Here is an 18,020-nt window from a genome sequence, read left to right on the forward strand (position 1 = left end):
ACATCTTACGCTGGCGGTTGCGGGCTTTCGTTCCAAAACGCGCCGAGCGCCCGGGCGCAATCCTGCGGCTGCTCCCAATGGACACTGTGCCCGGCGTCGGGGATCGCCACGAGCCTGCGCAGCGGGCTGGCTGCCACGAAGGCTTCCGCCTGGTCCAGCGAACGTAATCGGTCCCCGACGCCGGCAATCACCAGCGTTGGAACCGTCACCTTTTCGGGGACATCCGCCGTTACCCCCGCCATGGCTGCGAGGCCGCTGGGGCCAAGGACCTCGAAAGGCAGCTCAAATCCTCGGCTCAGCAAGCGATTGTCCTCCGGCGACAACGCCCCGAACCAGGCCTTCATGCACTTGGCGCGCGTCGCGTCGTCAACGAAGCCTTGCCGTAGCTGGGATTCGAGCATCGATTTGAAGCCTTCGTTCGGCGGAGCCGGAACCATGCCGATCAAGGCCACGCTGGCCACGAGCCCCGGATGCCGCGCAGCCAGTGTCAGCGCGACGCTGCCGCCCATCGAGTGGCCCGCAATGTGGACCGGTGCTGCGTTCCGGGCAGCAACAGCAGCGACGGAATCGGCCGCTGATTCCAGGGTCCATTGGAAGTCCCGAGGCAACACGTCCCCGCGGTGATACCCGGGCAAATCGACGATCCAGACGGTCCACCCGGCGTCGAGCAATTCGGCGGCGAGCGGCTCCCAATAGGCGGATGTCGAGGCCCAGCCGTGCAGCAACAGGACGGGAGGCTGAGGCGGAAAGTCCGCCTTAACGGCAGCCGCTGGGAAGCGCATGTCCACGTGTAATGCCGCGGCGGCGGGAGGCTCTTGAAGCATGCGCCAAGCATAGTGACGACTGACACTTGCACAGCCGAAAGCAGGTGTGTCACACTAGCACTCAAATATTAGATGTCTGACATCTTACATTTACCTCAAACCACGATGGAGTGCACAGTGACCCTTGAAGCCGATGTTCTGGCCGCCTTCCCGGCTGAAGTCCAGATCCCCGCTCAGCTGGTTGCCGACGCTGTAGCGGCGTCTTCCGCAGCCTCGCCCCGAGTCCTGGTAGTCCTCGACGACGACCCCACGGGCACCCAATCAGTCGCCAACCTGCCGGTCCTCACCCACTGGGAGGTCGCCGATTTCACGTGGGCGTTCGCCCACATCGCGGAAAGCCAGTCCCAGCCTGCGGTCTACGTCCTGACCAACACGCGCAGCCTCGACCCGGTTGAGGCCGCTGCCCGCAACGAGGAAATCGTGCGGAACGCGCTCGCCGCCGCGGGCGACGATGCTGCCGGCTCCAAGCTACGCCTGGGATTCGTCAGCCGCTCCGACTCCACCCTCCGCGGCCACTACCCGCTGGAACCGGACGTCATTGCCGCCACTGTCGCTGACGTGACCGGCGAAGCGACCGACGGCGTCGTGATGGTTCCCGCCTTCCCCGACGCCGGGCGGGTCACCATTGGCGGCGTGCACTACATGCGCGGCACCGGGAACGACGCCGGCAAGCTCACCCCGGTTGCCGAGACCGAGTTCGCCAAGGATGCGAGCTTCGGCTTCGCCAATTCCGAGATGGCCAAATATGTGGAGGAGAAGTCGCAGGGCCGCTTCCCGGCCAGCGATGTGATAGTCCTCGACCTGAACATCATCCGCGCCGGTGCGGCCGCTGCGAACGGATCCGCCGGAGATCCCGAGCTTTCCGCCAAGGCCATCGCAGACGCGATCGAACCCGCCACGGACTCCACGCCGATCGTTGCGGACATCGTCACCGAGAACGACTTCCGGGCACTCGCCCTCGGACTGGAAGAGGCCGAACGCCGCGGCAAGAAGCTCCTCTACCGGGTGGGCCCGCCCTTCGTCCGCGGCCGCATCGGCCAGGAAATCCGTGAGGCGCTCAGCGGTGAGGAGGCCTACGAAGGCAACACTCCCTCCACAGCCGGTGGCCTCATCGTTGTTGGTTCGCACGTTGGCGTCACCACGCGCCAGCTCAATGCCCTGACGGCCCAGCATGGCGCCGCCCGGATCATCGAGATCGACGTCGAGAAACTGCTCGCTAGCGGCGCGGAGGCCTACTTGGACGAGACGGTCGCTGCCGTCGTCATTGCCCTCCGCAATGGAGACGTCATCGTCCACACGAGCCGCCTGCTCATCAAGACGGACGACGCCGCGGCGAGCCTGAAGATTGCCCGCACCGTCTCTGCCGCCGTCGTCGCGATCGTGAACCGGACGCTCAAGACCTTCCCGCCGCGCTTCGTCATCGCCAAGGGCGGCATCACGTCCTCGGACGTGGCAGCGCACGGCCTGGAAATCCGCCACGCGATAGTCCGCGGCCCCATGTTGCCCGGCATCGTCTCGCTGTGGGAGCCGGTGGACGGGCCCGCGAAGGGCATCCCGTACATCGTTTTCGCCGGCAACGTGGGCGACGACGAATCCCTGACTCAAGTCACGCGCAAGCTCAGCAACACCTTCCCCACTTGCTCCCTGACCTCGCAAGCTCGGCCAGGGAACCCGGCAAGTGTGGGCCCGAACTAATTCAATGGAGAACACCATGACCAGCAACTACACCGTCGCCGTCCTCGGCCTGGGCGCCATGGGCCTGCCGATGGCCACCCGCCTGGCAACCCAGCTCACCGTCCACGGCTTCGACATCGCCGAACCGCGCCTGCAGCTCGCCGCCGACGCCGGAATCCGCACCTTCGCTTCAGCCCGTGAAGCCTCGGAAGGCGCCGACGCCCTGCTCCTTGCCGTGCGCAACGGAGAACAGCTCGATGATGTCCTCTTCGGCGAGAACGGCGTCGCCCCCGTGCTCAAGCCGGGCGCCGTCGTGATCCTCGGCAGCACAGTCGGTATCGAAGCCATCCCGGCCACGGTTGCCCGCCTGGCCGAATACGGCGTCGAACTCGTTGACGCGCCGCTCTCCGGTGGCCCGAAGCGTGCCGGCGAAGGCGACCTCCTGATCGTGGTTGGCGCAACGCCGGCCGCCCAGGAAAAGGCCCGCCCCGCCCTGGAACTGTTGGCCTCCACGCTGAGCATCGTGGGCGACAAGCCCGGCGACGGCCAGGCCCTCAAGACTGTCAACCAGCTGTTGTGCGGCGTGCACATCGCCGCTGCCGCCGAGGCCATGGCGCTCGCCGACGCCCTCGGACTGGACCAGGCGAAGACCCTCGCGGCCCTGGAAGCAGGTGCCGCTGGCTCGTTCATGCTGTCCAACCGCGGCCCACGCATCCTCGAGGCTTACACCGAGGATGGCGCCGAGGTCCTCAGCCGCCTGGACATTTTCGTGAAGGACATGGGCATAGTCGGCAAGGCGACCCGCGCCGCCGGCCTGGCAGCACCTGTTGCCGCCGCTGCCGAACAGCTCTACCTTCTCGGCCAGGCCCAAGGCCTCGCCGCCGCCGACGACTCCGCCGTCATCAAGGTTGTCGCGCCCGTCAGGCGTACAAACTAACCCCAAAGAAACGTGCGACGACGGCGGTCCCCCCTCCGCCGTCGTCGCCCCTCTCGCTGGCCTCGAGTCCAGGCCGGCTCTGTCAAAGGAGACAACCCCCGATGAATCCCCTCATCAATTCCTTGGCGGTCCGGGCAGCTGATGCCCCTGCCATCAAGCCGGCCGTGGAGCTTGGGACTCCGCTGCTGTTGACCATCGCAGCCGCGGGCGTCGCATTGCTGCTTGTGATGATCATCCGCTTCAAGATCCAGGCCTTCGTGGCATTGCTGGCCGTGAGCATCCTTGTGGCCGTTGCCGCGCAGATCCCCTTGGCGGACGTATTCACCGTCGTGGCCAACGGCGTGGGCGGAACCATGGGCAAGGTGGCATTGCTGATTGCCCTCGGCGCCGTGTTGGGCCGCATGATCGAGGTGTCCGGCGGCGTGCAATCGCTGGCCAACCACTTCACCGAGAAGCTCGGTGCCAAGCGGGTTGCCGTGGCACTGACCGCCGTCGGCTTCCTCGTTGCCATTCCAGTGTTCTTCGAAGTGGGCATCATCGTGCTGGTGCCGATTGTCTACGCCTTCGCGAAGATCGCCAAGCTGCACCCCATCAAGTTCGGCCTTCCCATGGCCGGCATCATGCTCTCGATCCACGTCGCCGTTCCTCCCCACCCGGGGATCGTTGCCGGGGCAGGCGTCATGGGTGCCGACATCGGTCTCATCGCGATGATTTCGCTGATCATCTGCGTGCCGCTGGGTTTCCTGTCCTACTGGGTTGCCAGCATCATGAACCGCAAGGACTACGAGCTGCTGCCCGGCGTCCGCGACCAGATCGAAGAATTCGGCTCCGATTCCTTGGTGCGCGTCGGCCACGACGGTCCCGGTGCCAGCGCGGTCGCTCCGCCGCGTCCGGGCTTGATCATGTTCCTCATCGCCGCTCCGATCGTCCAGATCCTGCTCGGCACGGCAGGTACCCTCCTGATCAACAAGAAGGACTACTGGTACGGCGTCGCGTCTTTCGTGGGCAACCCGTTCTTCGCCCTGCTGGTGGCCGTTGCGCTCGCCTTCTTCCTGCTGGCGGTCCGCCGCCAGTGGTCACTCAAGGAAACCGGCGAAATCTTCGAAGGCGCGCCGCCTCCCATCGCCTCGATCCTCATGGTGGTTGCTGCCGGCGGCGTGTTCGGCGGCGTCCTGCAGGTCTCCGGCATCGGCGCGGCCTTGTCCCAGACGCTGGACTCCCTGGGCGTGCCGATCATCCTCCTCGGCTTCATCATTTCCCTGGCACTGCGTGCCGCACAGGGGTCGGCCACGGTCGCCATCGTCACCACCACCGGCCTCCTCTCGGCTGCCGTCGCCCAAGGCGGCTACACCCCCGCGCAGATCGCCGTCATCGTGATCGCGATCGGCTTCGGCGGACTGGGCCTGTCCCACGTGACCGACGCAGGTTTCTGGGTGGTGGTGCGCTACTACGGCCTCACGGTGTCCGACGGCCTCAAGACCTGGACCGTGCTCACCACCATCCTGGGCGTCGCGGGCTTCCTGCTCAGCTATGTCGCCTGGATCCTGGTGGGAGGCCTGGCCCACTGATGCGTGTACGCCTTGACGATCTTGTAGGCTCCGCGCTGGAGCGGGGGGCAGCTGTCCCGGCCTTCACATGCTACGACTTCACCACCGCCCTCGCCGTGGTGGCTGCATCCGAGGAATCCGGCCGAGGCGTCATCCTGCTGGTCGCACCCAAGACAGCCGGCACTCCTAGCGGCTTGCGACTGATCACGGCGCTGCGCGCCCTGGCCGACGACGCCAGCGTTCCGGTCTCGGTCCAGCTGGACCACGCCTCGGACCTGGAGGTCATCCGTGACTCCGTGGCTGCTGGTGCCGACGCCGTCCTGGCCGATGGTTCTTCCCTCCCGTTCGAGGAGAACATCGCCCTGGTCCGCTCCGTACATGAGGTTTTGGTCGGCGCCGGTGCTTCCCACATCGTGATTGAAGCGGAACTCGGTGGGCTGGCGGGCGATGAAGACAAGGCTTTCGGCGTTGACACCAGCCCCCATCCCGCGGGCCTGACCGATCCCGAACAGGTGTTGGAATTCGTTTATCGCACTGGTGCCCAGCTCCTGGCCGTGGCCGTGGGGAATGCCCATGGCCGTTACACCGGAGAGCCCAGGCTGCACTGGGACGTGCTGGAGGACATCGCATCGCGAACTGAGCTTCCGCTCGTACTCCACGGCGCGTCGGGCATCCCTGCTGCGCACCTGGTCAAAGCCACATCCATGCGCGTGGGCAAGGTGAACTTCAACACCGAGCTGCGCACTGGCATCCTCGCCACGCTCGAGGCCGAGACCACCGCGCACCGGGCCGACGGCGAGAACCTCCAGGGCCTGCTGGGGCACTGGAGTTCCTCCGCCTCGACGTTCGCGGGAGCAACACTGGACATGCTCAGCCGCTAGGCAGGGCTCGCGGGGCGACCGCGCGGGAAGCGAACCCAAGCAACACAGGGAGGCTAGGATCAGCACATGATCCTGGCCTCCCTGCTTTTTGCCCTCATTGCCGGCTTGTTGCACGTCTACATCTTCAGCATGGAGTCCATCACCTGGACCCATCCGGCCACGTGGAAGCGCTTCAGTGTCGCTTCCCAGTCCGACGCCGAAACCACCAAACCCCTCGCCTACAACCAGGGTTTCTACAACCTCTTCCTCGCCATCGGCGCGCTCGCCGGGATGGTCTTTGTCATGATCGGTCACCCGCAGGTGGGCTGGACCCTCGTCTTCAGTTCGTGCGGCTCGATGCTGCTGGCGGCAATCGTGCTTGCCTTGAGCGGCAAGAAGTACCTCCGCCCCGCCGTTCTTCAGGGCACGACGCCGCTACTCGCCGTCGTGCTCGGCATCCTTGCCGTCGCGCTCGGCTAGAGATATGAGCGAGCGTTGGCGAAAAAGGCGTCAGATGTGAGCGAGCGTTGGCGAAAATGGCGTCAGATGTGAGCGAGCGTCCTACGAGGCAAACCCTCTCTCACGTATATGCCCTCCAATCCCGTCGCTCGCTCACTTATGCGGGCGTTTGGCGTGACGCTAGCTCACCCGTCAAAACCCTGAACCCCAGTTCCGGATTGAATCCATGGATCTCCCGCGTGTCCAATGCCGACATGAAGGCCAGGATTTCCTCCGTGATCACCTGCCCGGGAACCAAGACAGGGAATCCCGGCGGGTAGGGGGTGACGAAGGACGCCGAGACCATCTCCTCTCCTGCCCCGACCCTTCGCGCAAGTTCGGCAGCAGTGAAGTATTCGCAGGATCCGGCCTTGTAGCTCTCAAAATAGGCGTCCCGCATGTTGCCGTCCGGCGTGTCCGCGTCCCTGCGGAACCGTTCGGCGAAGCGGCTGAAGTCCGGCAAGGGCGGCGGCGTGCTGGTCAGTGCCGCGACACGGGCACGGCGGGCCCGCTGGCCCAAGCCGCTCAGGCCGGATTGCTCGTCTTCGAAGGTCTCGGCCAGCTTGACCAGGACCTCGACGAGGTAGGCGACGGCACTTCGCGAGGTACCAATGTTGGTCATGAAGAGAACGCTGTTCCTTGACGTCTTGTTGACCTGGATCCCGTACTTGTCCATCAGATAGTCGTGCTTGAAGGTATCGCCGTCCACGCCGGTGAGGCCGATATGCAGGGTCAAACGGCTCGGATCAACAACGAATTCGTCACGCTCCCAAGCTTCCGACATCGCTGCCAGCCCGTCGCGGAGCGGCATTTGCCGGCTCGTCTCGCGGTACTGCTCAGGTATGAGGTCCTTGGTTCCGAGGACGCGGAAGTACTTCCTCAGCAAGGGATGCCTCGCCACGGCGTGGGCGATGCTGACAGCGAGATCTGCCTGCCGTTGCACGAGCTCGTAGCCTTCGAACTCGACCTGCCGCCGTCCCATGTCCAAGGAAGCCAGGATCTGGTAGTTGGGCGAGGTGGAGGTGTGCGTCATGTACGCCTCCCGGAAGCTCTCCTCGTTCAACTGACCGAAGTCCTGGTCATGGATGTGGATCATGGACCCCTGCCGGAGCGACGTCAGGGTCTTGTGGGTCGACTGCGTGGAGTAGACCCGCACGCGAGCTTTCGCCGGATCGGGAAGCAGGCGCGTCTTCAGGAGCAGCTCATCGCTGACGTGCCCGACGCCGGAACCCGGGCCGCCGTCGTCGGGCTCGCTGCCGCCCGCCGCGCCGTCGGCCGCCCCGCCCGCCGCCGCAAGCTCGCGCAATTGCAGGGCGTAGCGGGCCGCATAAGCCGGATCCGCGAACTTTGCCTCGAGTGATCGGGCCGAAGCCATCGCAGTGCGGCGGCGGTAGATGTGGTGGAAGCCCGCGAATGCGAACCAGGCCTCGTCCCATAGGAATACCAGGTCCGGTTTGATGGCGAGGCACTCCTCCATCACTCGTTCGACGTCGTACACAATGCCGTCGAACGTGCAGTTGGTGAGGGCAAGCATCTTGACCTCGTGGAGCCTGCCTGCCCGGCGGTAATCCAGGAGCATCCGCTTGATGCTTTCCAAGGGAACCGCGCCATAGAAGGAGAAATCGTTCAAGGGGTACGCGTCCAAATATGAGACCTGCGCGCCGGCCAGCATAAGGGCGTAGTGGTGCGATTTGTGGCAGTTCCGGTCCACCAGGACCACATCACCGGGAGCCAGGATCGATTGGTGCACGATCTTGTTGGCTGTTGACGTTCCGTTGGTGACGAAAAGCGATTTTTGGGCGCCAAATGCCCGGGCCGCCAGCTTCTGGGCTTGTTTGAGGGAGCCGTGCGGATCCAACAACGAATCGAGCCCGCCTGACGTGGCAGAGGTTTCAGCAAGGAGCAGGTTGAGGCCGTAGAAATCGCCCAGATCGTTGATCCACTTGGAATGGATGACCGATCCGCCCCGGGATACCGGCAGGGCATGGAAAACACCGGCGGGTTTGCGGCTGTATTGCTGGACCGCGTGGAAGAACGGCGCTTCATACCGTTCCGCGATGCCGGCCAGCAAGGACAAATGGAGCTCTAGCCCGTCCTGGCGGCGGAATATCCGGCGGAATTGGCGGGTCAAGGAACCGGCGAGTTCTTCGATCCCCACGCCCGCCACGAGGTAGAGATCAAGCTCGGGGCGGAGTTGGCCCAGCTTCTCCGCCAAGCTCAGGATCCGGTCCAACGGTCGCTGGGGGAGTGACTTCCCCAAGAACCTGCCCAGGAAGCTGCGCACGTCCCGGCTCAGGCGCTGCCTGCTGTCGGGAACGAACCCCGGCCGCAGCACACACGCCTGGATGTCGGGGTTGAGCAGGACAGCCACGATGGCGTCCTCGAAGCTCGGCACGAACACGAGCTCGTAGTTGAAGGCGTCGGCGGGGCGGCGCTGGCTGAGCAGTTCGGTCTGAAGTGCTTCACGGTCGGCGCTGGAGACATCATCGATCACGAGGACCTCGAACCGCTTGCGCGATTCGGCGGGTTCTTCAACCCATTCCGCTTCGCGTTCGGGGTCCGGCGATGGTTCCTGGGCATGTTGGTTGTGGCCGGCAACGCGTCGCGCGACTGGCTCTATGAGACTTAGCGCCTCGGGGTATTCTCCAGCCTCCAGGATTCGCCGCAATTCCATGACATATTGCTGCCCCGGAGACGCCCAATACATTTCGAGGGATTCCAGCAGCGGCAACAGCCTTCGAACCTCCTGCGGCAGTTCGCGCGGCTGCCGGCCGGCGGAGGTCCGGGCGCCGGCGGCCAGCTGTTTGACGGCGTAGCCAAGGAACTCCCACGCGTCCGCGCGCACCCGCCACGCGCTGCTGGGGACCTCGCCGCCGGCCTCTGAGTCGTCGTCGGCGTTTGGTCTTGCCGCCAAACCGGGGCCAAGCGCATTGCCGCTGGCAAGTGGAGTTGGAGGGAGAGGAAATGGGGCTGACTGCACTGTCGCGAAATCGGCGCGTGCCACGATGACTCCTTTGTCATGGATTGATAGCACTCTCTACTAAACGCCGCGGCTCGTCGCGGTGTACGGCAAATGTCGGGGTTGCCGTCTGGGTGTCCAGATGGGAGCGGATCTTCCGGTCATACGTGAGCGAGCGGTGGGGGATTTGGTGTCATAGGTGAGCGAGCGTTGGGGGATTTGGTGTCATAGGTGAGCGAGCGTTGGGGGACGAGTGGGCGGCTACCCTTCACGCCATAGAGGCAACGGGACGACGCTCCGGCTGCGCCCGGACTCGTCCAACACGTGCCCGAGGCGTTTGTAGTTGCGGACCACGGCTTGCCGGGAGATCACGGCGCTTCCTGGAGCGCGCTCCGCCAGTTCGCGCTCGTGGCCCTGGACCTCCAGGTAGTCGCGGACCCACAGTGTCACGAGCAGGTTCTGGGCGCCCAGAACCTGGGCGCTGAGCCTGCAATTCGGCAGGGCCGCGAAATAGCGCCCGACGGCGTCAACATGGTGGGCGGGCACGTTGAGGATCAGGCTCACTTCCCTTAGTCCTTGTTGGGCTGAAGCGGACGTATCGCACCTCAGCGTCATGTAGCCGGACGCGAGGAACCGCTCCACCCGCCGTCGTGCCGTTTGAGGAGAGACGCCGCAGGCGGCTCCTAGTTCCGCCCAACTGGCGCGCCCGTCCTTTGCCAGTTCCTCCAAGAGGGATGCGTCGAGCCTGTCCGGCGCATAGGCCGCCGGGGCGGGCACGGGTTCTGCCGACATGAGCCGTGCCCGCGCCGGTTCCAGGGTGCCGCTGCGCCAGTCGGAAGCCTGCCGGTAAAGCTTCGTGACGAAAACGACCTCCCGGTGGGTCACGCCTGGCAGGCCTGCGAAGGATCCGGTGACGATTTCCATGAGCTCTTCATGGCTTGAGGCGAAGCAGTCCACGAAGAGATCGTGCGAGCCGGACACAAGCGAAACGGTGCCGAATGCGGGCTCTTCGCACAGCTTCCGGACGAGGGCTTCGTTCTCGCTTGGAAGAGAGGAAAGACTGATGAACGCCGACCAGCCAGCACTCAGATAGCGCGGACCTGGGGCCGGGGTGATCCACGCCAGTCCCTGCTCAGCTAGGGAGTTCCAGCGGCGCGCGACGGTGGGTCCGGACAAGCCCAGGACATCCCCAACGCGGCTCCAGTCGGCACGGGGATTGATCTGAAGGGCATTGACGATTTCAAGATCAGTTTCGGAGATCATGGCCGATTCCTTCAAAATTCACGATTCTCAGAGGATTTCAAACAAATTCCTAGCCAGTGTAGACGGCGGACCTAACGTTGTGACTCGCATCACCCCCACTCGCATCCGAAGACCCAGGCAAAGAAGCCCCCAACACTCAAGGAAGCACATGGCAAGCAAGACAGCACCTCCGGCGACGGCGGCCATCGCCCGCCGGACCATCACAGGAATGATCGTGGCGATGGCCCTGATCGAATCGCTCAGTGGAGTCACCCAGGGTTACCTGAACCCGATCCTCCCCGCCTTGGGGCCCGCCTTTTCGATCGACGACCCCACCATCAACGGCATCTTCCTCATCTCCAACGTGAGCTTTGCCGTGCTCACGCCGATCATCTCGCGGCTCGGCGACAGCTACGGTTACAGGCTCGTACTCCGCTGGTCGACGGCGGTAGTCGCGGCCGGCGTCGTCATGATGGCGTTGTGGCCGTCGCTGTGGACGGTGACGATCGGCGTCGTCATGCTCACGTGCGTGGTTGGCTTCATTCCGCTCATGATGGGCATCCTGCGCGTCAGCAGCCCGGCGCGGACCCGCACCGGGGTCAGCGTGATGATCGGCATGCTCATGATCATGGTCGGTGCCGGCGGCCTCCTCGCCGGGATAATCGGCGTCGACGATCCCACCCTCGGTTTCTGGGTGGCGGTGCCGTTCGCCGTTGTGGGGCTGCTTTGCTCCTTCGTCCTGCCCGACGCCGGAACCCCCACCCGCGAGGGACTCGCCCTGGTGCCACTCACGGCATGTTCCCTCGGACTGATCGGCTTCGTCGTGGCTCTTTCGATGGGACCGGACTGGGGTTGGTTGGATGCCAAGACGCTCGGCTCCGGAATCATCGGACTCGCGCTCTTGGCTTATTGGGTGGTCCTGGACTCTCGCGACGTGAACGGGAAGCGCTTCATGGACCTGCGGATGCTTGCCATCCCGCGGATCCGGACGGTCTCGCTGGCCACTTTCTTCTTCGGTTTTGCTTCCATCAGCTACTTCGGCACCAACGGCATCTTCCTGTATTCAAACCCGGACAAGACCGGATACGGCTTCGCGCTGAGCCCGCTCATGATCGCCATCGTCCTCGCGGTGGCATCCGTGCTCTCGCTGCTCTCCTCGCTTCTTACCTCAAAGGCGCTCAGCCTGTTCGGCGAACGGGCCACCTTGGTGTTCGCCGGTCTCCTGCTGGCGGGCGGCTTCCTGGTCATGGCGGCTGCGCACGGTTCCCTGGCCGGCTACTGCGCCGGATTCGCCATGTTCAACTTGAGCCTTGGCATGTACCAGGCGGGAACCCGGGCGCTGTCGGTGGAGGGGGTTCCCCTGGAGGAAACCTCGACCGCGGCCGGCCTCAACGAACTGGCACTGTCCGTTGGCATCGCGGTGGGCGCCGCCGTCGTGAAGCTCATCTCCTCGTCTTCAGTCCAGTCCGGACACATCAGCGAGGGAGGGCTCCTGTCGATCTGGATTGCCCTGGCGATCGCTGCCCTGATTGCCGCGGCAGCAGCCGCCCGTTACCCGAAACGGCCAGCCGCGGCGACAACCGCAGGGGTCGCCGTATGAAAGCCGCGGCCGTGAAAGCGGCCTCCCTGGAAACCGCAACGCCCGTCACAACCTCTTCGGCCGCCGTCGAGCGCTCCGTCTCCGCTGCGCTGGAGGGCTGGAAGCCGGAAATCCTTGGCCTGAGCCACGCCATCCACGCCGATCCCGAGCTCAGCGGGCAGGAGTTCCGGGCCGCCAAGCGGGTTAGCCGGCTGCTCCGGAGTGCGGGCTTCAGCTTTGACGCTCCGCAGCCGCTGCTCCCGGCCTCCTTCAGCGCGAGGTTCGGGACCGGTGAGCTGGTGGTCGCGTTGTGCGTCGAATATGACGCCTTGCCGACCATCGGGCATGCCTGCGGACACAATGTGAACGCGGCCTGTGCTGTAGGCGGGGCACTCGCGCTCGCTTCCGTCGCCGACGAGCTCGGGATCACCGTCAAGGTCCTCAGCACTCCTGCGGAAGAGACAAGTGGCGGCAAGGTCGATCTCATTGGTGAGGGCTTCTTCGAGGACGTGTCCCTGGCGATGATGGCCCATGCCGGTGCCGAGGACGTCATCGGCGGCTCATCCTTGGCCATGGGTATGTGGGACGTGCTTTATGAAGGGCGGCCTGCGCATGCCGCGGCCGCTCCGTTCGAGGGGGTCAATGCCCTCGACGCGCTCGTGATTGCCCAGACGGCCATTGCCTTGGCGCGGCAGCAGCTTCCGCCCGGTTCGGTTGTTTCGTTGATCGTGACGGAAGGCGGGAGCGCCGTCAACGTCATACCGGAGCGGGCGCGGGCAAACGTCGAAATGCGTTCACCCAGCATCAAGAATCTTCGCGTCATCGAGGAACGCGTGCGGCGCTGCCTGGAAGCGGGAGCGCTGGCCAGCGGGAGCACGCTCAAGGTATCCCCCACAGGCAACGCCTACGCTGAACTCAGGCAGGACCGGTACCTTTCCGAGGCATACCGGGAAGCAATGTCCGCCCGGGGGAGGGCTGTTGCGTTCAACGAAGATCCAGTAGCTTCCACAGACATGGGCAACGTCTCGCAACTGGTACCAAGCATCCATCCGCTGCTCGGGTACGACGTACACGGAGCCGCCCACCACACCGCGGAGTTTGCTGCCCACGGCTCATCCGCCTCCGCGGACCGGGCGGTCTTGGACGGCGCCTTCGGTCTGGCCCTGGCGGCCTGCGCGGCGGCCAGCGATCCCCGGCAACGGGAACGGCTACTTCGCTAGACGAGGTGACCGTGGGTGCGGCTCCACAGCTTCGTTCCGGCACGCAGGCCCCGGGCCGCACCCACGAATTCACGCAGTCCGCCCGCTCTGGTTCCCGCCGTCGAGCGGGCGGACAATGGTCTCAGCAGTTCGCGAGGGAGCGCAATGGGATTCTCGAGGCAACAGAAGACGTCGGCGGGCATGGCCGCATTTGGCCGCTCGCGTGATCCCGTGATCGATCTCGCCCGGTTCTTCTGCCTCATTCTGGTGGTGCTCTCGCACTGCATGATGGTCAGCCCGGTCCTGCACCCCGACGGGACCGTCACCACCGAAAACACGCTGATGGAACAGCACTGGTTCGAACCCGTCCTGTGGGTGTTCCAAGTGATGCCGCTGTTCTTCGTCCTTGGCGGCATCACGGGACTGGAATCGTGGCGTCGCTTGCGTGCGCGGGGCGGCTCCGGCGTCGACTACGCTCAACTGCGTCTCTTGCGCCTCATCCGTCCGGCAACCGCGCTGCTGGCCTCGATGTTCGTGGGGTTGTGGGCCGCAAGCCTACTCGGCGTCGACCCGGAAGTGGTCCAGCTCATCGCGACCGGGGCGGGAATGCCCTTGTGGTTCCTGGCCGCGTACCTCGCTACCCAACTGAGTGTTCCTCTGCTGGCCCGCCTGCACGGACATTCCCCGTGGTTGACCCTCAGCGGGCTCGTCGCCGCAGTGATCACCCTGGACTCCCTGCGCGGAGCGTTTCCGATGCTCGCCTTCGTCAATATGCTCTTCGTGTGGTGCGCGGTCCAGCAATTCGGCTTCTTCATTGCCGACGGCATCTTCGCCGGACGCAGCCGGGGCTGGTTCGCGGGGTTGATCGTGGGCAGCAACCTGCTGCTGGGGTTCGTGACCGGGATCGGGGTCTACTCCGGAAACATGATCGTGGACCTGAATCCGCCCAACTTCTGCATGCTGCTGCTGGGCCTGTCCCAGGCGGCGACCCTCCAATTGCTGCGCCCTGCTCTTGCCTGGGCGGCCGGCGTGCGCTGGATCCGTTGGATGGTGACCGTGGCGGGCCGACGGTCCATGACGGTCTATCTGTGGCATTTGCCGCTGCTCGCAGCCATGTCGGGGCTGCTTCTGCTCACCGACTTCCCCAAGCCGGCGGCCGGTACAGCCGAATGGTGGTGGGCCCGCCCGCTTGTGCTGCTCGGCGTCCTCTTGCTCTTGCTCCCGGTCCTGCTGCTGTGCGGCAGACTTGAAGAGCGCCCGACGGCGGCCAGCCACGCGCGCGGCAGGACGCACGTCGCGGTGGTGACTGCCGGCGTCATGGTCTTCATTCCGGTAGTGGACGCCGCCTTCAACGGACTCACGCTGACACTCCTCGCTGGGGGAGCGGCGTGCTTCGCGCTGGGAGTGTTACTGCTGGGACGGGTGCCTGCCGGAGTCCTGTCCCCGGCGGTTCCCGGTGCCCCTGCGGTGCCATTGCCAGAGCCCGGTTTACGTGCGAATCTCGACTCATGACTGAGTTCACGGATTCAACCGCAGAGTCGTTCAGCCCGGACGTGACAACGGTCAGGAACGACAAATTCCACCGCTACGAGCTTCTGGTTGACGGTGAAGTAGCCGTGATCTCGCAGTTCATGGACAAACCCGGCCACATCGACTTCCTCCACACCGAGACGCGCCCCAAGTTCAAAGGCCGCGGGCTGGCCAAGGTCCTGGCGCACTTTGCCTTGGATGACGTCGTCGCCTCCGGCAAGCGGATCATCCCGCATTGCCCGTTCATCGCCGCCTATCTGGGCAAGCATGAGGGCTACGAGCTCGACGTCGACTGGCCGCCGGAACCGCCGGTGGGGGAACCGGGGAACGATTAGTCAGTCCGCCGTGCCCGGCCCGTGCCTGGCGGCGTGGCAAAGTTTTGTGATACCCGTGGCGTAAACAAGCTCGGTGCCGTTGACTAACCGGGTTCGAAGTAAAATTCAAGTCACAAACTCTGTTGCTGTCACACTGGGTTGCTATGGGGCAGGTTTCAAAGGACGGTTCGGAGGGTGGGGACGCGTCGTTGACCGTCGGGCACAGCGACCCTCAAATCATGGCGATGGTGCGTGACGGCGATTTTTCCGCCTTCGATGTGCTGTTCCAGCGACATGTGGCAGCGGCCCAGTTTGTTGCCCGCGCGCAGACAGACAATGCCAGTGACGCCGACGACGTTGTGTCCGAGGCTTTTGCTTCGATTTTCCAAGCCCTCACTGAGGGCAAGGGACCGGACCAGTTCTTCCGCTCCTATCTTCTGACCGCCGTGCGGCGAATTGCCTACGACCGGAACCGGAAGGCAAGGCGTACTCAGGTCGTAGGCGACGTCGACGTCTTGGATACCGTTGCCGTCGACGCGGACAGCGTTCTGGACGCCTTTGAGTCCAGCACCATGGCGAAGGCGTTCAAGTCGCTTCCGGAACGCTGGCAGGCGGCCCTCTGGCACGTGGACATCGAAGGCCTGAAACCTGCCGCAGCCGCACCCTTTATCGGATTGAGCCCCAACGGCGTTTCGTCACTCGTGATCCGGGCGCGTGAGGGGCTCCGGCAGGCCTACCTGCAAAACCACATCAGCTTGGACAGCGACGACCCATGCGCCGAATTTTCGAGCCAGCTGGGAAAGTACGCCCGCGGCGGCCTGAAACGCGCGTCCTACGAGAAGGTCACGGCCCACTTGGAGGAGTGTCCGAAGTGCACGGCCGTGCTGATGGAACTCAACGATGTCCAGGCGGGCATGAGGGCGCTTGTCTTCCCCTTGGTGGTCGGGGTGGTCTTCACACCGGAAGTGACCGCCGGATTCCTCCCCGGAACAGCACTGCTGGAGACGCTTCTCCCCGGCGGGGTTCTCCCGGAGCCATTCCTTCCCAAGCCGTTCCTTCCCAAGACGCTCCTTCCGGGAGGGGCCGAACCGGCCGCCGCCGGACTGCGCTCAGTGGGTGGAGTTTGGACGATGGCAGTCGCCGCGTTGGTCGTGGGCGGCCTGGTGATCGGGGGCATCCTCGCGTGGCTGGGACAGGCCGGCCCGGCGCCACTCGCTGAAGCCGATGTTCCGAGCAGCGCGCCGTCGGCCCCACAGTCCGTGCCGGAACGGCCCCCGACGGCACCAACGGCACCCGCACCGAGCTCGGCGCCGACGGCGGACGCGTCCGCCATCGCGGTGCCGGAACCCCCGGCGCCCGCGCCAATCGCGCCGGAAGCGGTTCCTGTGCCGCAGCAGACGGTCAGGGTGGTTGATTCCGAACCCGTCATCACAACCCCCATTCGGCTGACGGGTTCGTTGACTATCCATAAGTATGAGAAGCCGGCCACGGCGACCAGTCTGCCCAACGATGGAACGGCTTTGACCGCCGCGCAGTTGCAGGGGCTGACGCCGATGGCGGGGGTGACGTTCACGGTGCAGAAGGTGAACAACATTGACCTGACGACCAACGCGGGCTGGGCTGCGGCGGCGGCCCTGACCCCCGCCCAGGCCGCGGCGCAGGCAGCGAGCCCCGGCTCTATCACGACGACGGACGGGACCGGAACGGCGACCCTGAGAAACCTTCCCCTGGGCCTGTACCTCGTGACGGAGACCGGCTATCCGGCCGGTGTGACTCCCACGGCCCCGTTCCTAGTGACACTGCCGATGAAGGATCCTACCGGCGGGAACGGCTGGTTGTATGACGTGAACGTCTACCCCAAGAACGCGGTGACCGGGGCGACGAAGACCGTCAACGATGCGTCCGTCGCCAAACTCGGGGACAACGTGCAGTGGACCATTACCTCCGACATCCCCAATGTCAGCCCGATCGATGGGTACAGGATCGTCGACAAGCTGGATTCGAAGCTGAGCTACACCAACTCGACCGTCGCGCTGTCCAACAACGCGGCGTTGGCGCTGAATACGGATTACACGATCGTGTTCGATGCGGCCACGAATACCCTCACGGTCGACTTCACCGCCAGCGGGCGCGCCATTCTGGCTGCGAACCCCACGGCAAAGGTCCTGGCGACGGTGAATTCCACGGTGAATACCGTTGGTGAGATCACGAACACGGCTCTCTTCTACCCGAGCGCGGCCAGTTTCAACATCGCCCCTGGCCAGCCCGGCGGTCCGGTGGTCATGCCTCCCGTAAGCACCACCAAGTGGGGCAACATCGTTTTGCACAAGAAGGATTCCCAGAGCTCTGCAGCGCTGGCCGGCGCTGTGTTCTCGGTGTACCCGAGCCAAGCCGATGCCTTGGCCGGCACCAACGCGATCAGCGTCGCCGGCGTCAACTCCTGGACCACCGACGACAGCGGCAACTTGGTGATCTCCGGCCTTCGGTATTCCAACCGGGCCAATGGAACTGACGTCAGCCCGGGCCAGCCCGGTTACCAGTCGTACTGGCTGGTGGAGACCAAGGCTCCGGGCGGCTACGCGCTGCTTGCCCAGCCGGTTGAAACCACGGTTACCAGTTCCGACCCGTCCGCCGTCTCGGTGACGATCGGCAACGTCAAGCAGAACTCCGGATTCCAGTTGCCGTTCACCGGCGTGGGAACCTGGGCCCTGCCCGCAGGCGGGATCCTCGTGCTCGCAGGCGCAGGCCTGTTCACGGTCACCGGCCGCCGGAAGCGCAACGAAGCAAAATAAGCGCCCCGCGCTGCTGGCTGCCCGGAGCATGACCCAGCCTCTTGCTCCGAAAATACTTTCCGATT

General features: G+C 64.9%; 13 protein-coding genes. 10 read left to right on the forward strand and 3 right to left on the reverse strand.

Features of this window, described 5'->3' with window-relative positions:
• Positions 1-5: 5 nt before the first annotated feature.
• Positions 6-824, reverse strand: a complete 819-nt coding sequence (locus tag QRN52_RS16600; RefSeq protein WP_284754362.1) for an alpha/beta fold hydrolase — start codon at positions 822-824, stop codon at positions 6-8.
• A 117-nt stretch (positions 825-941) separates the two neighbouring features.
• Here QRN52_RS16600 and QRN52_RS16605 point away from each other — a divergent pair, with 117 nt between their 5' ends.
• The 5 genes from QRN52_RS16605 to QRN52_RS16625 all read left to right on the forward strand — a co-directional run bounded on the left by QRN52_RS16605 (position 942) and on the right by QRN52_RS16625 (position 6,322).
• A complete protein-coding gene (locus QRN52_RS16605) occupies positions 942-2,519 on the forward strand; it encodes a four-carbon acid sugar kinase family protein (RefSeq protein ID WP_284754364.1) in 1,578 nt (525 codons plus the stop codon).
• 16 nt (positions 2,520-2,535) lie between these two features.
• On the forward strand, positions 2,536-3,435 hold the full coding sequence (locus tag QRN52_RS16610) for an NAD(P)-dependent oxidoreductase (protein WP_284754366.1): 900 nt from the start codon (positions 2,536-2,538) through the stop codon (positions 3,433-3,435).
• Positions 3,436-3,536: 101 nt separating this feature from the next.
• A complete protein-coding gene (locus QRN52_RS16615) occupies positions 3,537-5,003 on the forward strand; it encodes a GntP family transporter (protein WP_284754368.1) in 1,467 nt (488 codons plus the stop codon).
• Positions 5,003-5,863 (forward strand): class II fructose-bisphosphate aldolase, encoded by an 861-nt coding sequence (locus tag QRN52_RS16620; RefSeq protein ID WP_284754369.1) that lies wholly within the window; start codon positions 5,003-5,005, stop codon positions 5,861-5,863. Before QRN52_RS16615 ends, QRN52_RS16620 begins: the two co-directional genes overlap by 1 nt.
• Before the next feature lie 66 nt (positions 5,864-5,929).
• Positions 5,930-6,322 carry a DUF1304 domain-containing protein gene (locus tag QRN52_RS16625; RefSeq protein WP_284754370.1) on the forward strand — a complete coding sequence of 131 codons (393 nt, stop codon included), beginning with the start codon at positions 5,930-5,932 and terminating at the stop codon, positions 6,320-6,322.
• A gap of 136 nt (positions 6,323-6,458) precedes the next feature.
• Here the strand turns inward: QRN52_RS16625 and QRN52_RS16630 are convergent, their stop codons facing one another.
• Both QRN52_RS16630 and QRN52_RS16635 read right to left on the reverse strand, forming a co-directional pair.
• Positions 6,459-9,254 (reverse strand): aminotransferase class I/II-fold pyridoxal phosphate-dependent enzyme, encoded by a 2,796-nt coding sequence (locus QRN52_RS16630; protein WP_284754503.1) that lies wholly within the window; start codon positions 9,252-9,254, stop codon positions 6,459-6,461.
• 306 nt (positions 9,255-9,560) lie between these two features.
• The gene (locus tag QRN52_RS16635; RefSeq protein ID WP_284754371.1) at positions 9,561-10,562 is read right to left on the reverse strand and encodes an Lrp/AsnC family transcriptional regulator; all 1,002 of its coding nucleotides are present in this window, start codon (positions 10,560-10,562) and stop codon (positions 9,561-9,563) included.
• 148 nt (positions 10,563-10,710) lie between these two features.
• On the opposite strand from QRN52_RS16635, the gene QRN52_RS16640 reads away from it, so the two are divergent.
• From QRN52_RS16640 to QRN52_RS16660, 5 genes are all read left to right on the forward strand, one after another.
• Positions 10,711-12,141 carry an MFS transporter gene (locus QRN52_RS16640; RefSeq protein ID WP_284754373.1) on the forward strand — a complete coding sequence of 477 codons (1,431 nt, stop codon included), beginning with the start codon at positions 10,711-10,713 and terminating at the stop codon, positions 12,139-12,141.
• Positions 12,138-13,340, forward strand: a complete 1,203-nt coding sequence (locus QRN52_RS16645; protein ID WP_284754375.1) for an amidohydrolase — start codon at positions 12,138-12,140, stop codon at positions 13,338-13,340. The genes QRN52_RS16640 and QRN52_RS16645 overlap by 4 nt, the downstream gene beginning before the upstream one ends.
• 144 nt (positions 13,341-13,484) lie before the next feature.
• Entirely contained in the window at positions 13,485-14,831 is a 1,347-nt protein-coding gene (locus tag QRN52_RS16650; RefSeq protein WP_284754376.1) for an acyltransferase family protein, read from the forward strand.
• Positions 14,828-15,184, forward strand: a complete 357-nt coding sequence (locus QRN52_RS16655) for a GNAT family N-acetyltransferase (protein ID WP_284754377.1) — start codon at positions 14,828-14,830, stop codon at positions 15,182-15,184. The genes QRN52_RS16650 and QRN52_RS16655 overlap by 4 nt, the downstream gene beginning before the upstream one ends.
• A gap of 143 nt (positions 15,185-15,327) precedes the next feature.
• A complete protein-coding gene (locus QRN52_RS16660; RefSeq protein ID WP_284754378.1) occupies positions 15,328-17,955 on the forward strand; it encodes a SpaH/EbpB family LPXTG-anchored major pilin in 2,628 nt (875 codons plus the stop codon).
• The last annotated feature ends 65 nt before the right edge of the window (positions 17,956-18,020 follow it).

This window comes from Arthrobacter sp. efr-133-R2A-120, assembly GCF_030209835.1.
Taxonomy (GTDB): Bacteria; Actinomycetota; Actinomycetes; order Actinomycetales; family Micrococcaceae; genus Arthrobacter.

Bases quoted from the DNA above. Each gene is read 5' to 3' on its own strand.
- QRN52_RS16615 (WP_284754368.1), top strand. From the start codon at position 3,537: ATGAATCCCCTCATCAATTCCTTGGCGGTCCGGGCAGCTGATGCCCCT.
- QRN52_RS16600 (WP_284754362.1), bottom strand. From the start codon at position 824: ATGCTTCAAGAGCCTCCCGCCGCCGCGGCATTACACGTGGACATGCGC.
- QRN52_RS16625 (WP_284754370.1), top strand. From the start codon at position 5,930: ATGATCCTGGCCTCCCTGCTTTTTGCCCTCATTGCCGGCTTGTTGCAC.
- QRN52_RS16635 (WP_284754371.1), bottom strand. From the start codon at position 10,562: ATGATCTCCGAAACTGATCTTGAAATCGTCAATGCCCTTCAGATCAAT.
- QRN52_RS16610 (WP_284754366.1), top strand. From the start codon at position 2,536: ATGACCAGCAACTACACCGTCGCCGTCCTCGGCCTGGGCGCCATGGGC.
- QRN52_RS16655 (WP_284754377.1), top strand. From the start codon at position 14,828: ATGACTGAGTTCACGGATTCAACCGCAGAGTCGTTCAGCCCGGACGTG.
- QRN52_RS16650 (WP_284754376.1), top strand. From the start codon at position 13,485: ATGGGATTCTCGAGGCAACAGAAGACGTCGGCGGGCATGGCCGCATTT.
- QRN52_RS16660 (WP_284754378.1), top strand. From the start codon at position 15,328: ATGGGGCAGGTTTCAAAGGACGGTTCGGAGGGTGGGGACGCGTCGTTG.
- QRN52_RS16620 (WP_284754369.1), top strand. From the start codon at position 5,003: ATGCGTGTACGCCTTGACGATCTTGTAGGCTCCGCGCTGGAGCGGGGG.
- QRN52_RS16645 (WP_284754375.1), top strand. From the start codon at position 12,138: ATGAAAGCCGCGGCCGTGAAAGCGGCCTCCCTGGAAACCGCAACGCCC.
- QRN52_RS16640 (WP_284754373.1), top strand. From the start codon at position 10,711: ATGGCAAGCAAGACAGCACCTCCGGCGACGGCGGCCATCGCCCGCCGG.